The organism is Pseudomonas alkylphenolica (genome assembly GCF_016009175.1).
Classification (GTDB): Bacteria; Pseudomonadota; Gammaproteobacteria; order Pseudomonadales; family Pseudomonadaceae; genus Aquipseudomonas; species Aquipseudomonas alkylphenolica_B.
In genome coordinates this window covers 112,539-130,227 of sequence record NZ_JADUCM010000012.1, presented here as the reverse complement: position 1 = coordinate 130,227, position 17,689 = coordinate 112,539, and the positions used below count along the sequence as shown (strand labels likewise).

Below are 17,689 nucleotides of genomic sequence, written 5' to 3'. Positions count from 1 at the left end.
ACCTCTTACCTTCCGCATGCTGTTCCGGAGATCGAAGATGTCGTCCCGCCCCTTGTCCTTCGCCCCTTACCTGCTGCTGTCCAGCTGTTTGCTGGCCAGCGCCGTGCAGGCTGCCACCACCCAACCAGAGCCCATCGAACTGGAAAGCCAGTCGGTCGTGGCCACGGCGCTGGAGGAGACCAAACAGGCACCCGGCGTCTCGGTGATCACCGCTGAAGACATCAAGAAGCGCCCCCCGGCCAACGACTTGTCGCAGATCATCCGGACCATGCCCGGTGTCAACCTGACGGGGAACTCCACCAGCGGTCAACGCGGCAACAACCGGCAAATCGATATTCGTGGCATGGGTCCGGAGAACACCCTGATTCTGGTCGACGGCAAGCCGGTCAGCAGCCGCAGTTCGGTGCGCTACGGCTGGCGCGGTGAGCGCGACTCGCGCGGCGACACCAACTGGGTCCCGGCCGACCAGGTCGAGCGCATTGAGGTCATCCGCGGCCCGGCAGCAGCTCGCTACGGCTCGGGTGCCATGGGCGGGGTGGTGAACATCATCACCAAGCAGGCCAGCCCCGAAACCCACGGCAACGTCACGGTTTATCAGAACTTTCCCCAGCACGGTGACGAAGGCGCTACCAAGCGCATGACGTTCGGTCTCAGCGGCCCGCTCACCGACACTCTCAGCTTCCGCGCCTACGGTAACGTGGCCAAGACCGATGCCGACGACTGGGATATCAACCAGGGGCATGAATCTGTGCGCACCGGCAACCAGGCCGGCACCCTTCCCGCCGGGCGCGAAGGCGTGCGCAACAAAGACCTGAATGGCCAACTGACCTGGCGCCTGAGCCCGGAACAGACCCTGTCGCTCGAGGCCGGCTTCAGTCGCCAGGGCAACATCTACACCGGCGACACACAGAACACCAACTCCAATGCCAATGTAAAAAGCATGCTCGGCAAGGAGACCAACCGCCTGTACCGCGAGTCCTATGCACTGACCCACAACGGCGACTGGGACTTCGGCAGTTCCATGGCCTATCTGCAATACGAAAAGACCCGCAATTCGCGGATCAACGAAGGCTTGGCCGGCGGCACCGAGGGCATCTTCAGCAGCGTCGACTTCTACACCTCGACCTTGCGAGACCTCACCGCGCATGGCGAACTCAACCTGCCGCTGCATGCCTGGCGTGACCAGACCCTGACTCTAGGCGCCGAGTGGAGCCAGCAAAAGCTCGACGACCCCAGCGCCAACACCCAGACCACCAGCGAAGGCGGTGCCGTGGATGGCCTGGACAGCACTGGCCGCGACACCACCTCTCAAGCCCAGATTGTCTCGCTGTTCGCCGAAGACAACATCGAGCTGATGCCCGGCACCATGCTCACGCCGGCCTTGCGTTTCGACCATCACAGCATTGTCGGTGACAACTGGAGCCCATCGCTCAACCTGTCACATGCACTGACCAACACGATCACCCTCAAGGCCGGCATCGCCCGCGCCTACAAAGCGCCCAACCTGTATCAACTCAATCCTGATTACCTGCTCTACAGCCGCGGCCAGGGCTGTTATGGCCAGAGCACCAGTTGCTACCTGCAAGGCAATGAAAACCTCGAAGCCGAGACCAGCATCAATAAAGAGCTGGGCATCGAGTTCAAGAACAATGGCTGGGTCGCGGGCATTACGTACTTTCGCAATGACTACAAGAACAAGATCGACTCGGGCCTGAGCCCCATCGGCAATGCCTCAGGCGGCACCGGCAGCTATGTCAACTCATCGATCTACCAATGGGAAAACATTCCCAAGGCGCTGGTAGAAGGCCTGGAAGGAACGCTGACCATCCCGCTGAGCGAGCAACTGACCTGGAACAACAACCTGACCTACATGCTCGAGTCGAAGAACAAGACCACTGGCGAAACGCTCTCGGTGACGCCGGACTACACCCTGAACTCGATGCTCGACTGGCAGGCCAGGGACGACCTTTCGCTGCAACTGAGCGTTGCCTGGTACGGCAAGCAAACGCCGAAAAAATACGATTACCACGGTGATCGCGTGACGGGCAGCGCAAACGATCAACTTTCCCCCTATGCTTTGGTCGGCATAAGTGGTACCTACACGATAACCAAAAACCTGAGCCTCACCACGGGGATGGACAATCTGTTTGACAAGCGCCTGTTTCGGGCGGGTAACGCCCAGGGTGTGAACGGTATCGAAGGGGCTGGCGCTGCCACGTACAACGAACCAGGTAGAACCCTCTACACCAGCCTGACTGCTTCCTTCTGACCGCGTGCCGCCGCCAGGTCCCACACCGGGCGGCGGCCACGCCCAGAAACCCTGACGAGAACACCCGATGAAAAACCGCTTCTTGGCATTAGCGTGGTTACTGGCCCTGGCAGCCCCGGGTATCAGCCTGGCGCAACCGGCACCGACGCAGCAGATGGACGCCAGCCTGCTGCAGCGTGAGGACCTTGCTTACTTCTTCACCACCCTGCAACTGAGTTCTGCCGATGGTAAACGCCACTATCAGCTGTGGGTGGGCAAGCCTGACCGCCCAGCCCCTCCCGCGGGCTACCCGGTGCTCTGGATGCTTGATGGCAATGCCGCTATCAGCGCCTTGAACGACGACCAGCTGCACACCCTCGCCGAAGGTCAGGCACCGCTGCTGGTGGCCGTCGGCTACCAGACCGATCAGCGCATCGAACGCAGCGCCCGAACCTACGACTACACCCCGAACCTGCCCGAGCAGCGCGAGCAGCTCGATCCACTGACAGGGCAACCCAGTGGGGGGGTGGATGCCTTTTTCGACCTGCTCAACCAACGCATGCGCCCGATGGTTGCCAACGTCGCGCCCATCGACAACAGCCGGCAGACACTCTGGGGCCACTCCTACGGTGGGCTGGCAGTGCTGCACGCGCTGTTCACACGCCCCGGCGAATTCAGCGACTACGCGGCGGCCAGCCCTTCATTGTGGTGGCACGACGGCGTAATCGTGAAAGAGGCGGCGGGACTGCAGCAGCGCCTGGGCAACAGCCGGCCACAGCTACTGGTGATGCGCGGCAGCGATGAACCCGCCCGCCCTCGCGAACCGAACAAAGGCGACACAGAACGCCCGGCACGCGAGCTGAGTGCAGACCTGGCGAAAGTCCCGGGGCTGCAAGTGACATTCAAACGCTTCGACGGGCTCGGCCATGGCCCCATGTTGCCCGCGTCACTGAAATGGGTGATCGACGGAATGTCCAGGTAGCTACCGGGCCACCCTACCCTTTGTTGCGGTCAGCGCGTTATGATCGCCGTAATCAAGGGAGAGCGTTTTATGAAGCAATGGATTGCAACACTGCTGCTGGCAGGTTTGACCGGATGCGGCACGATCAAAACCGTGACCAACGAAGCGGGGGCCGTGGATGACCTGGCCAGATGGGAATCGAACTGTCATTCGATACCCCGCGCCTACAGTGGCGTCGCCTATCAGTTCTGTAACTTCGACGGACCACCCCGGTCGGGCAGCCACTGGGCGCCAGCGCCAATCCTTCTGGACATGGCCGCCTCGGGCATAGCCGATACCCTCCTTATTCCCTATACCGGTTACCAGCAGTTCAAGCATGGCAATGTACCGGTGCGGCGGCTGGAATACTAAGGCCTGATCACCCAGCCGTTGGTCACCAACAGCCCCGCTTTTTGCTCCGAGGTTCAGACTTGATGTGCGACTCTAAATGGAGGCGTACGACAATGAGTACCACCTTACTGAGCGCGATGACTGCAGCACTGCTGACCGTAACCTGCCTGCCAGTGCTTGCAGACTCATCTGAACAGCTGAACCGGATCAGTACCACGAGTGAACCTGGCGACTTCCAGGCCATGACGACTTCGGTGTCAGCAACAGAGGGCAACGATGCTGCCGACAGCGCAACTGGTTACATCCAGGCAGTCGGTAGAAATGGTTCGCACTCGATGCATCCCAATGCGCCTGTACCCGTCGAGAAATTTGCTGACGATGGCGCACAGGGGCTAATGCAAACAGGCGATGAATAGCTTTCTGCTCCCTGGAGCAGCTGATATTACTGCGTGAGTGTCGAAGCCCGCAGCCGACAACTGCCGTTGCTGGCGTGACGACCGACCAGCATAACGCCCAAAATCCCGCTTAAGCGGGCTTCGATCACTCGCGAATCAGGACCATTGGCGCAGAAACGAAAAAAGCCGCACTAGGCGGCTTTTTCGAGGCTTTCATGCACTTCAGCAAAGTGCAGTGAAAGCTTGGATGGTGCGGACGAAGAGACTCGAACTCTTACAGCTTGCGCCGCTGGAACCTAAATCCAGTGTGTCTACCAATTTCACCACGTCCGCATGAAGCTTTTAAAGCAAAGGCGCCGGATTTTCATCGGGCGCCTTTTAGAATATGGGGTGGACGATGGGGATCGAACCCACGACAACAGGAGTCACAATCCTGTGCTCTACCAACTGAGCTACGCCCACCATATTGCATTTACCGCTTTACTTGTGCCTAAGCTGCCTATTGGCGCACCCGGCAGGACTCGAACCTGCGACCATCCGCTTAGAAGGCGGATGCTCTATCCAGCTGAGCTACGGGCGCATATTTAATCTGCTTTCTGTTACGATTACAAATTAACTTTTAGCCGTACCGAACAAGCTAACAAATCCGCTCATTCTGCCTGACCTTGCTAACCAGTGCTAGGCTCTGCCCGACAAGTGCGACGAATGTTATAGACGAGCGGAAAGGTCGTCAACTCTTTTTTGAAAAAAATTCATTTTATTTAAGGGGTTAGGGGAATACCCGGACCAAGCGCCTTTGCCCTCGGCCCCCTTCATGCGAGAATGCGCGCTCTTTTTATTCCCTCTCGATGGTTAATCACGCGTCATGACTGCACACCTTATTGACGGCAAGGCGATCGCCGCCAGCCTGCGCCAGCAGATCGCCCAACGTGTCGTGGAGCGTCGCCAGCAAGGCCTGCGTACTCCAGGCCTGGCGGTGATCCTGGTCGGCACCGACCCCGCGTCTCAAGTCTATGTCTCGCACAAGCGTAAAGACTGTGAAGAGGTCGGGTTTATCTCCCAGGCCTTCGACCTGCCCAGCGAGACCTCTCAACAGACCCTGACCGACCTGATCGACCGCCTCAATGATGATGCGAACATCGACGGCATCCTGCTGCAGCTGCCGCTGCCGGCGCACCTGGATGCCTCGCTGCTGCTGGAGCGCATCCGCCCGGACAAAGACGTCGACGGTTTCCACCCTTATAACGTCGGGCGCCTGGCCCAGCGTATCCCGCTGCTGCGCCCGTGCACGCCAAAAGGCATCATGACCCTGCTGGAAAGCACCGGTCAGGACCTGTACGGCATGAACGCCGTGGTGGTGGGCGCCTCGAACATCGTCGGTCGCCCGATGGCCATGGAGCTGCTGCTGGCCGGCTGCACCGTCACCGTCACCCACCGTTTCACCAAAGACCTGGCTGGCCACGTCGGCCGCGCCGACCTGGTGGTGGTTGCCGCTGGCAAGCCGGGCCTGGTCAAAGGTGAGTGGATCAAGGAAGGTGCCATCGTCATCGACGTCGGCATCAACCGTCAGGACGATGGCAAGCTGGTCGGTGACGTGGTCTACGAGACCGCCCTGCCCCGCGCCGGCTGGATCACCCCGGTGCCAGGCGGCGTCGGCCCGATGACCCGGGCTTGCCTGCTGGAGAACACCTTGTATGCGGCGGAAGAGCTGCACAAGTAAGCACCATTGGATTTAGATTCCAGCGGCGCATTAAAAACGGCACCTGTGTGGGTGCCGTTTTTTTGTGCCCGGCTGAAGGGCCTCATCGCTGGCAAGCCAGCTCCTACCTGGTTGCTCGCTACTTGCGTGCGGCTTCCCAAGACTTGAGCAGTTCGCTGTAGCTGACGGTCTCGCCCTTGGGCTTCTCGTTGGCCAGTTTCGGCTTCGGCGCCCCCGGCTGGTCGTACCAGTACTGGGCATCACGCTCCGGATTGAGCTTGGGGGCACAGGTGGCTTGCGCCTTGGACCGTTCCAACCGCTCGAGGATTTTGTCCTGGTCGCGTGCCAGACCATCCAGGGCCTCTTGCGGCGTCTTCTCGCCACTCGCCGCTTCGGCAATATGGCTCCACCACAACTGCGCCAGGCGCGGGTAGTCCGGTACGTTGGTGCCGGTCGGCGTCCACTGCACCCGCGCCGGGCTGCGGTAGAACTCCACCAGGCCGCCGAGCTTGGGCGCAAGATCGGTCATGGCCTGGGAGTTGATGTCCGACTCGCGAATCGGCGTCAGGCCAACGATGGTTTTCTTCAGTGAGACTGTCTTGGAGGTAACGAACTGGGCGTACAGCCAGGCCGCCAGGCGCTGTTTCTCAGGCGTCGACTTGAGGAAGGTCCAGGAGCCGGCATCCTGATACCCCAGTTTCATGCCCTCCTCCCAGTACGGGCCTTTCGGCGACGGCGCCATCCGCCACTTCGGCGTGCCATCGGCGTTCATCACCGGCAGGCCCGGTTTGGTCATGTCAGCGGTAAAGGCGGTGTACCAGAATATCTGCTGGGCGATGTTGCCCTGGGAAGGTACCGGACCAGACTCGGAGAAGGTCATCCCCTGTGCTTCCGGCGGTGCATAGGCGCGCATCCAGTCGACATATTTCTGCGTTGCGTAGACCGCCGCCGGGCCGTTGGTGTCGCCGCCACGGGTGACGCTGGAGCCCACCGGATGGCAGTCCTCGACGCGAATCCCCCACTCATCCACCGGCAAACCGTTGGGCAGGCCCTTGTCGCCGCCACCGGCCATGGAGAACCAGGCGTCGGTAAAACGCCAGCCCAGCGACGGATCTTTCTTGCCGTAGTCCATGTGCCCGTAGACGCGTTTTCCGTCGATCTCCTTGACGTCTTCGCTGAAGAATTTGGCAATGTCCTCATACGCCGACCAGTTGACCGGCACCCCGAGTTCGTAGCCGTACTTTTCCTTGAACTTGGCCTTCAGCTCCGGCCTGTCGAACCAGTCGGCCCGGAACCAGTACAGGTTGGCGAACTGCTGGTCAGGCAACTGGTAGATCTTGCCGTCTGGCGCGGTGGTAAAGGAGATACCGATGAAGTCCTTGATATCCAGTGTCGGCGAGGTGTAGTCCTTGCCTTCATTGGCCATGAGATCAGTGATCGACTCGGTCTTGCCATAGCGAAAGTGCGTGCCGATCAGGTCCGAGTCATTGACCCAGCCGTCATAGATGTTTTTGTCCGACTGCATCTGGGTCTGCAGCTTCTCCACCACGTCACCTTCCTGCAGCAGGTCGTGGGTCAGCTTGATTCCGGTAATTTCGCTGAACGCCTTGGCCAGCACCTTGGACTCATACTCATGGGTGGCGATGGTTTCCGACACCACGTTGATCTTCATTCCGCGAAAAGGCTCGGACGCTTTGATGAACCACTTCATTTCCTCAAGCTGTTGCTCCGGCGTCAGGGTCGAGGGCTTGAACTCGCTGCCGATCCATTTTTTCGCCGCGTCTTCATAGGCATCGGCCCAGGCGCTGGCGTGGAAACTGCCGAGCACGAGCAAGGCGGCCAGGGTCAAATGTCGCCGGTTTTTGTTGTTGTCGAACATCATGATCTCCCGATTGAGTATTCCCTTGGAGCCTGACCGAACCTGTTCGGCTAACCCCAGCGCATCACCACCAACAGCCACACCACCGACAGCAGCGAGGCCACCCAGAGATTCCAGTCGCTGACCCCGATGACCAGCAGGTGCAGATAGGCACTGACCAGAAGCCCGATGAACAACCGGTCGCCGCGGGTCGTGGCAATCGGCAGAAAGCCGCGGCGCGCTACGCACGGCCGGCGCAATTCGAACAGTGTCATACCCACCAGCAGCAAGCCGATTACGGTGAAGAACAAGGCCGTCGGCAGGGTCCAGGCCATCCAGTCCATTGCGCGCCTCCTCAGACCCGGCCGAGGGCAAAGCCCTTGGCCACATGGTTGCGGACAAACCAGATCACCAGCATGCCCGGCAGGATGGTCAGCACCCCGGCAGCCGCCAGTACGCCCCAGTCGATGCCCGAAGCCGACACCGTACGGGTCATCACTGCCGCGATGGGCTTGGCATTGACCGAGGTGAGGGTGCGCGCCAGCAGCAGCTCGACCCAGGAAAACATGAAGCAGAAGAACGCCGTGACGCCGATGCCCGAGCCAATCAGTGGCACAAAAATCTTCACGAAGAACCGCGGGAAGCTGTAGCCATCGATGTAGGCGGTTTCATCGATTTCCTTCGGCACACCTGACATGAAGCCCTCCAGAATCCAGACCGCCAACGGCACGTTGAACAGGCAGTGCGCCAGCGCCACGGCGATGTGGGTGTCGAACAGGCCGATGGACGAATACAGCTGGAAGAATGGCAACAAAAACACCGCCGGCGGCGCCATGCGGTTGGTCAGCAGCCAGAAGAACAGGTGCTTGTCGCCCAGAAAGCGGTAGCGCGAAAACGCGTAAGCCGCAGGCAACGCCACACTGAGGGAAATCACCGTGTTCAGGCAGACGTAGTACAGCGAGTTGATGTAGCCGGTGTACCAGCTGGGGTCAGTGAAAATCACCCGGTAGTTGTCGAAAGTGAAATCCTGCGGCCACAGGGTCAGGCCGCCGAGAATTTCTGTGTTGCTCTTGAACGACATGTTCAAAAGCCAGTAGATCGGCACCAGCAAAAACAGGATATACAGCAACAGGGGCAGCGTCTTGCGCGGGTTCATGACCGCCCTCCTAGTCTTTGTCGGCATGGGTCATGGCGGTATAGAACAGCCACGACACCAGCAGGATGATGAGGAAGTACACCAGCGAAAACGCCGCGGCCGGCCCCAGGTCGAACTGCCCGACCGCCATCTGGGTCAGGGTCTGACTGAGGAAGGTGGTGGCATTGCCCGGCCCGCCACCGGTCAGCACAAAGGGCTCGGTGTAGATCATGAAGCTGTCCATGAAGCGCAACATCACGGCAATCAGCAACACGTTCTTCATCTTCGGCAACTGGATGTGCCGGAACACCGCCCAGGGCGACGCACGATCGATTCGCGCCGCCTGGTAATAGACATCCGGGATCGCCCGCAGGCCCGAGTAACACAGCAACGCCACCAGCGACGTCCAGTGCCAGACATCCATCACCAGCACCGTGACCCAGGCGTCCATGGTGTTGGCCGCATAGTTGTAGCTGATGCCCAGCCGGTTCAGCGAGGCCCCGAGCAGGCCGATGTCAGCTCGACCGAAAATCTGCCAGATGGTACCGACCACATTCCAAGGAATCAGCAGCGGAATGGCCATGACGATCAGGCACAGTGACGACCAGCGTCCCTTGGTCGGCATGGTCAGGGCAATGGCGATGCCCAGCGGTATCTCGATCAGCAACACACAGCCCGAATACACGAACTGGCGCAGCAAGGAGTCGTGCAGGCGAGGATCCTGCAGCACCTGGCGATACCAGTCGGCACCGACGAAGTAGCGGCTGGATTGGTCGAAAATGTCCTGCACCGAATAGTTGACCACGGTCATCATCGGTATCACCGCACTGAACGCCACCAGCAGGAACACCGGCAGCACCAGCCACCAGGCCTTGTTGTTGGGCACCTTGTTCATGGTGCGGCCTCCAGCAGGACGTCGTCGGCGTACAGCATCAGCCACTGCGTCGGGAAACTGATCCAGGCCTGCTCTTGCGGCACTACGCGATCTTCACCCAGGCGCACCTTGAGGGCCGCACCGTCCAGGTCCAGCGTCAGGATGCGGTAGGTGCCGAGGTCCTCGACATCCACCACCCGGACATTGAAGGCATCATCGAACGGCGCCTCGCGCAACTGCACGAACTCGGGGCGGATACCAACCTGCAAGCGCGTAGCCGGTGTCTCTGCCAGTCGCACCTGTAGCGCCGCTGGCAACGGCAGGTGAACCCCGGCGAAACCGACGCCGCCGGGTTGCGGCTGCACATCGATCAGGTTCATCCCTGGACTACCGATGAAATAGCCGACAAAGGTGTGCCGCGGCCGCTCGAACAACTCCCGCGGTGTGCCGAACTGGACGATCTGCCCGCCGTACATCACCGCGATCTTGTCGGCGAAGGTCGAGGCCTCCAGCTGATCGTGGGTCACGTAAATCATGGTGATATTGAACTGCTCGTGAATCTGTTTGAGCTTGCGTCGCAGCTTCCACTTCAGGTGCGGGTCGATCACTGTCAGCGGCTCGTCAAAGAGGATCGCCGAAACGTCGTCACGCACCAGTCCACGGCCCATGGAGACTTTCTGTTTTTCATCGGCACTGAGATTGCGCGCCTTCTTTTTCAACGCCGGGCCGAGTTCGAGCACCTCGGCGATCTCTTCCACCTTGCTGCGTACCCGTGTCTCGTCCATTCCCTGATTGCGCAAGGGAAAGGCCAGGTTGTCGAACACCGTCATGGTGTCGTAGACCACCGGAAACTGGAAAACCTGGGCGATGTTGCGTGCCTGCGGTGACAGCGCGTTGACCACCTTGCCATCGAAGAGCACCTGGCCCTGTGAAGGGCTGAGCAGCCCGGAAATGATGTTGAGCAACGTCGACTTGCCGCATCCCGAGGGCCCGAGCAAGGCATAGGCGCCGCCCTGGGCCCAGACATGCTCCAGCTCACGCAAGGCATAGTCATCGGCACTTCCGGGCGTGCGGCTGTAGCTGTGGGCCAGTTGCTGCAGACGAATCTCGGCCATCAGGCGACCCTCGCTTCACGCGCGCCCGGCGCCTGCACCAGCACGCCGGCACTGTCGAAGACAAACAGCTTGTGGGTCGGAATAAACACGCGGATCGCTGCATCGACGTGATACTCGTGCACGCCGGACAGGTGCAGGATGATGCGAAAGTGCTCGTTGCGCACATGCAGGAAGGTTTCCGAACCGCTGATTTCCGCCAGCTCCACCAGCACCGCCAGCTCAAGGTCATCGTCGTTCGACGGCACCAGGCTGATATGGCTGGGGCGCACACCGAAGCGGTACTCGCCGTCGCCGATGCGGCGCAGGTCGGCGTTCATGGCGAAGTGCACCGCCCCGGCGAAACTCACTTCATTGCCACTGATGCGCCCGGCAATCAGGTTGATCGGCGGCTCGGAAAACAGCTCGGCCGCCAGCACCGTGCGCGGCTGGTGATAGACCTGAGCGGTCGCACCGCTTTGCACGATGCAGCCTTCATGAAGAATGGTGGTGGTACCGCCCAGCGCCAGGGCCTCATTCGGCTCGGTGGTGGCATAAACGGCGATGCAGTGCCGGGACGCGAACAGCTCGCGCATCTCCTGGCGCAGTTCTTCGCGCAGCTTGTAGTCAAGGTTGACCAGCGGCTCATCGAAGAGGATCAGCTCGGCGTCCTTGACCAGCGCCCGGGCCATTGCCGTGCGCTGCTGCTGGCCGCCGGACAGTTCCAGCGGCAGGCGCTGCAGAAAGGGTTCGATGCGGAGCATTTGCGCCGTCTGATGCACTTTGTGCCGGATCTCTTGCTCGCCCATGCGCGCCTGACGAAGCGGTGAAGCGATGTTCTCGTAGACACTGAGGGTCGGGTAATTGATGAACTGCTGATAGACCATCGACACATTGCGCTGACGCACCGGCAAGCCGGTGACATCGACACCGTTCATCAACACCCGCCCTTGGTCAGGGCGATCCAGCCCGGCCATCAGGCGCATCAGGCTGGTTTTGCCAGACAACGTGCGGCCGAGCAGGACATTGAACGAGCCCGGCTCGAAACTGAGGCTGGCATCGACTATCCAGCGCTGGTTATCGACGGTGCGACTGACATGCTCCAGGGTAAGCGACATGGGGCGGCCCTGATTGTTGTGATCGGACAGGCCTTCGCTGTAGAGCCAGATTCGTGCCATCGCCGACCGCCAGATCCAAGTGCTTGTCGCGGCGCTGTTTTTTCATTTACTGCGTCCAGTAGCGGTTCATTGCTGAACACAAATGAACAGTAACTGCTGAACACTTGAACAGCCCCGGCATTGACAATGAACAGGACTGAACAACACTGGATCACACAAAAACGACAACGCTGGCAGAGGAAACGCCCATGGCCGTCTCCATTGCGTCTCATGCCCAACTGATCCAGGCCTCCTGGGCGCGCTGCCGTGACTACGGTCTCGAGCCCCAGTCAGCACCCGACTTCGGTGAACTCTCCGCCCCCCGCCTCTGCGAACTGCTCGAGCGCCAGCACGCCCTCATGCGCACCACGGGTGATGAGGTGATCCCGCAGTTCAATCACCTGCTGGGCAACTCCAGCTTCCTGATCATGCTCAGCGATGACCAGGGCCAGCTTCTGCAAACCTGGGGCACCCGCCGCTTCATCGACCCACGCCAGCAACATGGTTTCGTCGCCGGCGCCCGCTGGCTAGAGCACGGGGTAGGCACCAATGCCATCGGCACCGCCCTGGCCTGCAGTGAAGCGGTGCATGTGGGGCAGGATGAACACTTCCTCAAGCGCAACCGCTACATGGCCAGTGCCGCCGCGCCGTTGTTTGACGCAGAACGCCGCCTGATCGGCGTGCTGGACGTGTCCAGCGACAGCTACCTGCCCGCCTCGCAAACCCTGGGCATGGTGCGGATGATGAGCCAGAGCCTGGAGAACCGCCTGATCATCGCGCGGTACGCCGGACAATACCGTCAGTTGAGTTTCAATACCGGCTCGAACAATCTCGACAGCCAGTGGGCCGGGCTGCTGATGTTCGATGACCGTGGCCGCATCCTCGCCGCCAATCGCCGGGCGGACAGCCTGCTCGGTCAGCCCGCCCTGCACCACAGCCTTGAACAACTGTTCCAGACGCCACTCGCGGCGCTGCTGCAGCATGCCGCCGGACGGCCCTTTGCCGTCCAGGTGACTGGGCGCAACCGCTTTCACTGCTTGTTGCATGAACCGCTGACCAGCCCGTCGACAGCAAGCAGTCAACCGGCCTCCGACTGCGACCCACGGATAACCAAGGCCCTGCGCCAGGCCGGGTTGCTGCTGGAAAAAGACATCCCGGTGTTGGTCCAGGGCGAGACCGGGGTTGGCAAGGAGGTTTTCGTCAAGGCCCTGCATGACGCCAGCAGTCGTCGCAGCCAGCCGTTGATAGCGGTGAACTGTGCATCGATTCCTGCCGAACTGGTGGAATCGGAGCTGTTCGGCTACGAGAAAGGCGCGTTCACCGGCGCCCACCACAAGGGCAATCCCGGCCTGATCCGCAAGGCCGACCAGGGCATTCTCTTTCTCGACGAGATCGGCGACATGCCGCTTTCGACCCAGGCTCGCCTGCTGCGCTTTCTTCAGGAGCGCAGCATCCAGCCACTGGGCAGCGCCGAGCCGGTGCCGGTGGACATCCGCGTGCTTTCCGCCACTCACCAGAACCTGCCCGAACTGGTACGCCTGGGTCGTTTTCGCGAAGACCTTTACTACCGTATAGCAGGGCTTAGCCTGACCTTGCCGCCGCTGCGCGAACGCAATGATCGCCTGGCGCTGATCGAGCACATCCACCAGCATTATCGCGACGCCGAATCACCGCCCCATCTGGACAGCAAGGTCCTGCTGCAGCTTTTGCAGCACCCGTGGCCGGGAAACCTGCGCCAGCTGTCCACCACCCTGCAGGTAGCGTTGGCCCTGGCGGGAAAACAGGCTATTGCACTGGAACACCTGCCCGAAAGCTTCTTCGTTGAACTGCCTGCCCCGGTAGTGACTACCCCCACAACACCTGAAGTACCTGATAATCCGGACCTCAACTTGCGCCTGCAGGCGCTCAAGGGCAACGTTTCGGCCCTCGCCCGCGACCTCGGCATCAGCCGTACCACGCTCTATAAACGCCTGCAGACGCAAGGACCGGTCAACGGCTGAAGCATCGCCCCGCCAGACAGCCGATTCTGCTGTTACAGCATCCTTTTCAGCTTAACCGGCTGTGTTCCCACCCTACTTCAGCCCAGACGGCTCCTGACTTTCATCGACAATAAAGACACTGCAACTGGATGCAGGCTACCTCGATGCCAATAACAAAGGAGTTCATCATGACCCGCTATATCGATGTGACCGACCTCAGCCGCCTGGTTGCGCTCAAAGGGTTAAGTACCTGCATCAGCGAAATGGCCGAGTACATCCGTGAAGACTACCTGCGCTGGAACGACTTCGAGAAATGCCCGCGCCTGGCCAACCATTCGCCCGATGGCGTGATCGAGTTGATGCCGGTCTCCGACGCAAACCTGTACGCCTTCAAGTACGTCAACGGCCACCCGAAGAATACCCAGCGCGGCATGCTGACGGTCATGGCCTTCGGCGCTCTCGGTGATGTCGATACCGGCGCGCCAGTACTGCTCAGCGAAATGACCCTGACCACGGCGATCCGCACTGCCGCCACCTCGACCCTGGCTGCGCGCTACCTGGCCCGGCCGGACAGCCGGCGCATGGCGCTGATCGGCAACGGCTCGCAAAGCGAATTCCAGGCCCTGGCCTTCCATACCCTGCTGGGCATCAATGAGATCTGCCTGTACGACCTGGACCCCAAAGCCAGCGCCAAGCTTGTGGCCAACCTCAGTGCGTTCCCACAACTGCAGGTGACCGTTGCCCGCTCCGTGGCCGAGGCCGTACGCGGCGCCGATATCGTCACCACGGTGACCGCCGACAAGGCCTACGCAACGATTCTGACGCCAGACATGATCGAACCCGGCATGCACCTCAATGCCGTTGGCGGCGACTGCCCGGGCAAGACTGAACTGCACCGCGAGGTGGTCGAACGCGCTCGCGTGATCGTCGAGTACGAACCACAAAGCCGAATCGAGGGCGAGATCCAGCAGATGCCTGCCGACTCGCCGACCACCGAGTTCTGGCAAGTGCTCAGCGGCCAGGCACCAGGCCGCGAAAGCGCCGAGCAGGTCACCCTGTTCGACTCGGTTGGCTTTGCCCTGGAAGACTACTCGGCACTGCGCTATGTGCTGGATGTCGCCAAGGCGCTCGACATCGGTCACGAGGCGGCACTTGTACCGGACCTCAGCAACCCCAAAGACCTGTTCTCCCTGTTGCGCCAGCCGCTGGCCCAGGCCCAGAAAAAAAGCGCCTGACCACCCGCATATCCGCCGCGCCCAGGCGCGGCGGAGCACCTTGCCCTTCCCCTAATTCCTGCAGGTGATCACACCGTGCCCAGGTGCTGACCACAAAACCGATCAACCGAGCACTCAAGGCAGTACAGACGTTGATCGTGTAAGGTCGTACCATGTTCAAGGTCTCCCTTGAATACGTTTAAAGTGAAGCCGAACCTGTATGGATACCAAGTTCAATAGCCCACACGCCGCGCCTCATCTGGACCGGATCGACGAAGCAATCATCGATGTGCTGCGCCATGATGGACGCATCACCTACGAGAAGCTTTCCTCGCTGGTACACCTCACACCTCGCCCCTGCCTTGAGCGGGTGCGCAAGCTGGAACGCAACGGCATCATCCGCGGCTACAGCGCAATCATCGACGAGCAGCGAGTAGCGCCGGGACTGTCACTGCTGGTGCTGGTGGCATTGTCCAACCAGAGCGGGCGGGCGTCGCAAAAAGCCTTTGAAGCCTGTGTGCGCGATTGCCCGCAGGTATTGGACTGCCAGTTGATCAGCGGCCATTTCGACTACAGCCTGCGCATGCGCTGCCGCGACATGGAGCACTACCGGGTGTTGACCGAAACCTGGATGAACAACGACGAGTTGCACATAGACAAGCTGGTCGCCCACCCGGAGCTGGCGGTGGTCAAGCACGCCGCCCCGCAACGCTGAATCAGCCCCGCGAGTCGGTTCGCGGCGGTGCCGATTCGCTGCGCGACCAGTCCAGCAACAAACTGTACGCCACGGCCAGCAAGGTCGGACCGATGAACAGGCCAATAAAGCCAAAGGCCAGCAAGCCACCGAACACCCCCAGCAGCACGATCACCAGCGGCAGGTTGCCGCCCCGGCTGATCAGGTAGGGTTTGAGCACGTTGTCGACGCCGCTGATGATGAACGTGCCCCAGATGCCGAGAAACACCGCCATGCCGTATTCGCCCTGCCAGGCCAGCCATGCCGTGGCCGGTATCCAGGCCAGCGGCGGCCCCATGGGAATCAGGCTGAGCATGAAAGTGACGATACCCAGCACCAACGCTCCCGGCACGCCGGCGATCAGGAAGCCGATCACCGCCAGGATCGCTTGCGCGGCGGCCGTACCGATCACGCCGTTGACCACACGCTGAACCGTACCGGCGACCAGGCCCAGGTAATACTCGGCGCGATCGCCGATCAGCCGGTCGAGCAGGCGCAGGACAAACGCCGACAGGCGCGGGCCGTCGCGGTAGAAGAAGAACACGAAGACCAGGCTCAAGGTCAGCTCGAGCATACCGCTGCCAATCTGTGCGCTACGGGCCAGGAACCAGTTGCCGACCTGGCCCAGGTAAGGCTTGATCGTTGTCAACATTGCGGCCCCCTGCTGATCCAGGGTGTTCCACATGCGTACCAGGCGCTCGCCTACCAGCGGCACGCCGGCCAGCCAGTCCGGCGCGTCCGGCAGGCCATCGACCTGAACGTCGCGCACGAACGCCGTGGCATCACGAATGTGATCGGCCAGGTTGAAGCCCAGCCATACCAGCGGCAAAGCCACCAGCAGTATCCACAAGGTGGTCAGGAGCCCGGCAGCCAGGGTTTCGCGGCCGCCAAGCACACGCGTCAGCAGGCGCATCAATGGCCAGCTGGCATACGCCAGAATCGCGCCCCAGAGCAGCGCCGACATGAAAGGCGCCATCACCCAAAGGCCGGCACCGAGTAGCGCCAGCAGGATTATCTGTACCAGCAGGCGGTCATTGTTGGGCATCTTGTCTCTCGATCAACGTATCAGTTCGACGTGAAAACCGTCGGTCTCGGCATCGCCCACTTCAAGCCGCGCCAGGCGCACACCGGCTTTGCCCAACTGCTCGCGCCAGGCTTCAGCCTGAGCGCCACTCAGGCTCACGCGCAAGGTACTGTCCAGGTTCAGGCTACGCCCGAGCAAGGTTACCCAGGCCGGCATGGGTTCGCCTACCAGATCAGGGTAGTCGAGCTTGCCGGTATCTCGCAGTTCGCGCAGTACCGTGGCAGGTGTCGGCAGCAACTCGCCCAGCGGCGCATCGGCAACAAACTCCTCGACATGCAGGTACGCCCGCTTGTTACCACGGGTGATGCTGTAGAGCGCGACCAGGGTGTTGCTCTGCTCGGCAGAGCGGCGCAACAGGATGAACGCCTGTTGTTCGTCGGAGCCCGAAAGCTGGCGGTTCTTGAATACCTCATTGGCCCACAGGCTGTTTTCGCCGCAATCGCGTGCCTGGCACCAGAACAACGGATAGCCACCGTCTTTTTGCAGCGCTTCACGTGCGGCGGTGAAGGCTTCGTTGGCGCTACGCTCACGCGGCAACTCATAGGTGACGGAGCTGACCTGGCCGCGGCTTTCAATCTTGCCTTCTACACGCAGCTGGTTGCTGATTTTGCGCAAGCCGCCCAACGGGTAAACGCGTTCCTGCACTTGCGCCGAACGCTCATCGACGACTTTGGCATCGACCGGCACCGGTAATCCTTCGGCCAGCGACTGGGTGCTGAGCAGTACGCCCAGCCCGGCAATGACCGTGCGCACGCAGTAAGTAAGGTTCATAGGCGCGCCACGCAATCGCAGGCGCCAGGTTGGTTATCGGGTGCTGCGGTGTCTTGCTTGTTCATGGTTGTCTCCCTGTTCAACCCGCCAAGCCTCGACA

General features: G+C 61.0%; 16 protein-coding genes and 3 tRNA genes. 8 read left to right on the top strand and 11 right to left on the bottom strand.

The window, feature by feature from the left end; all coding sequences use genetic code 11:
* Window positions 1–37: 37 nt before the first annotated feature.
* The 4 genes from I5S59_RS13190 to I5S59_RS13175 all read left to right on the top strand — a co-directional run bounded on the left by I5S59_RS13190 (window position 38) and on the right by I5S59_RS13175 (window position 4,015).
* Window positions 38–2,269 (top strand): TonB-dependent siderophore receptor, encoded by a 2,232-nt coding sequence (locus tag I5S59_RS13190; RefSeq protein ID WP_197877003.1) that lies wholly within the window; start codon window positions 38–40, stop codon window positions 2,267–2,269.
* 67 nt (window positions 2,270–2,336) lie between these two features.
* Window positions 2,337–3,230 carry an alpha/beta hydrolase gene (locus I5S59_RS13185; RefSeq protein WP_197877002.1) on the top strand — a complete coding sequence of 298 codons (894 nt, stop codon included), beginning with the start codon at window positions 2,337–2,339 and terminating at the stop codon, window positions 3,228–3,230.
* 69 nt (window positions 3,231–3,299) lie between these two features.
* Window positions 3,300–3,620: a YceK/YidQ family lipoprotein gene (locus I5S59_RS13180; protein WP_197877001.1), complete on the top strand. Its 321-nt coding sequence runs from the start codon at window positions 3,300–3,302 to the stop codon at window positions 3,618–3,620.
* A gap of 92 nt (window positions 3,621–3,712) precedes the next feature.
* On the top strand, window positions 3,713–4,015 hold the full coding sequence (locus tag I5S59_RS13175) for a hypothetical protein (RefSeq protein WP_197877000.1): 303 nt from the start codon (window positions 3,713–3,715) through the stop codon (window positions 4,013–4,015).
* 227 nt (window positions 4,016–4,242) lie between these two features.
* Here I5S59_RS13175 and I5S59_RS13170 read toward each other — a convergent pair.
* The 3 genes from I5S59_RS13170 to I5S59_RS13160 form a co-directional block, all read right to left on the bottom strand.
* Window positions 4,243–4,327 (bottom strand) — tRNA-Leu (locus I5S59_RS13170).
* A gap of 53 nt (window positions 4,328–4,380) precedes the next feature.
* A tRNA-His gene (locus tag I5S59_RS13165) sits at window positions 4,381–4,456 on the bottom strand.
* A 41-nt stretch (window positions 4,457–4,497) separates the two neighbouring features.
* Window positions 4,498–4,574 (bottom strand) — tRNA-Arg (locus I5S59_RS13160).
* Between the two features lie 285 nt (window positions 4,575–4,859).
* Here I5S59_RS13160 and folD point away from each other — a divergent pair.
* Window positions 4,860–5,714, top strand: coding sequence for a bifunctional methylenetetrahydrofolate dehydrogenase/methenyltetrahydrofolate cyclohydrolase FolD (gene folD, locus I5S59_RS13155; RefSeq protein WP_197876999.1), 855 nt, complete (start codon window positions 4,860–4,862; stop codon window positions 5,712–5,714).
* A 118-nt stretch (window positions 5,715–5,832) separates the two neighbouring features.
* Here folD and I5S59_RS13150 read toward each other — a convergent pair whose 3' ends face one another.
* The 6 genes from I5S59_RS13150 to I5S59_RS13125 are packed head-to-tail and all read right to left on the bottom strand — an operon-like array spanning window position 5,833 to window position 11,769.
* A complete protein-coding gene (locus I5S59_RS13150; protein ID WP_197876998.1) occupies window positions 5,833–7,572 on the bottom strand; it encodes an ABC transporter substrate-binding protein in 1,740 nt (579 codons plus the stop codon).
* A 50-nt stretch (window positions 7,573–7,622) separates the two neighbouring features.
* Entirely contained in the window at window positions 7,623–7,895 is a 273-nt protein-coding gene (locus tag I5S59_RS13145; protein ID WP_197876997.1) for a DUF2160 domain-containing protein, read from the bottom strand.
* A gap of 11 nt (window positions 7,896–7,906) precedes the next feature.
* Entirely contained in the window at window positions 7,907–8,707 is an 801-nt protein-coding gene (locus I5S59_RS13140) for a carbohydrate ABC transporter permease (protein ID WP_107025441.1), read from the bottom strand.
* Between the two features lie 10 nt (window positions 8,708–8,717).
* Window positions 8,718–9,581: a carbohydrate ABC transporter permease gene (locus tag I5S59_RS13135; protein WP_197876996.1), complete on the bottom strand. Its 864-nt coding sequence runs from the start codon at window positions 9,579–9,581 to the stop codon at window positions 8,718–8,720.
* Window positions 9,578–10,675 (bottom strand): ABC transporter ATP-binding protein, encoded by a 1,098-nt coding sequence (locus I5S59_RS13130; RefSeq protein ID WP_197876995.1) that lies wholly within the window; start codon window positions 10,673–10,675, stop codon window positions 9,578–9,580. Before I5S59_RS13130 ends, I5S59_RS13135 begins: the two co-directional genes overlap by 4 nt.
* Window positions 10,675–11,769, bottom strand: a complete 1,095-nt coding sequence (locus I5S59_RS13125; RefSeq protein ID WP_197877018.1) for an ABC transporter ATP-binding protein — start codon at window positions 11,767–11,769, stop codon at window positions 10,675–10,677. Before I5S59_RS13125 ends, I5S59_RS13130 begins: the two co-directional genes overlap by 1 nt.
* A 248-nt stretch (window positions 11,770–12,017) precedes the next feature.
* Between I5S59_RS13125 and I5S59_RS13120 the strand changes: the two genes are divergently transcribed.
* The 3 genes from I5S59_RS13120 (at window position 12,018) to I5S59_RS13110 (ending at window position 15,716) form a co-directional block, all read left to right on the top strand.
* A complete protein-coding gene (locus I5S59_RS13120) occupies window positions 12,018–13,808 on the top strand; it encodes a sigma-54-dependent Fis family transcriptional regulator (protein ID WP_197876994.1) in 1,791 nt (596 codons plus the stop codon).
* 167 nt (window positions 13,809–13,975) lie between these two features.
* The gene (locus I5S59_RS13115) at window positions 13,976–15,022 is read left to right on the top strand and encodes an ornithine cyclodeaminase (RefSeq protein WP_197876993.1); all 1,047 of its coding nucleotides are present in this window, start codon (window positions 13,976–13,978) and stop codon (window positions 15,020–15,022) included.
* A gap of 199 nt (window positions 15,023–15,221) precedes the next feature.
* A complete protein-coding gene (locus tag I5S59_RS13110) occupies window positions 15,222–15,716 on the top strand; it encodes an Lrp/AsnC family transcriptional regulator (RefSeq protein WP_197876992.1) in 495 nt (164 codons plus the stop codon).
* 1 nt (window position 15,717) lies between these two features.
* On the opposite strand, the gene I5S59_RS13105 is transcribed toward I5S59_RS13110, so the two are convergent.
* Together I5S59_RS13105 and I5S59_RS13100 are read right to left on the bottom strand one after the other, a co-directional pair.
* Window positions 15,718–16,779 (bottom strand): AI-2E family transporter, encoded by a 1,062-nt coding sequence (locus I5S59_RS13105; protein WP_197876991.1) that lies wholly within the window; start codon window positions 16,777–16,779, stop codon window positions 15,718–15,720.
* Window positions 16,780–16,791: 12 nt separating this feature from the next.
* Complete coding sequence (locus tag I5S59_RS13100; protein ID WP_197876990.1) at window positions 16,792–17,589, bottom strand: DUF4892 domain-containing protein; 798 nt, start codon at window positions 17,587–17,589, stop codon at window positions 16,792–16,794.
* Window positions 17,590–17,689 lie beyond the last annotated feature (100 nt).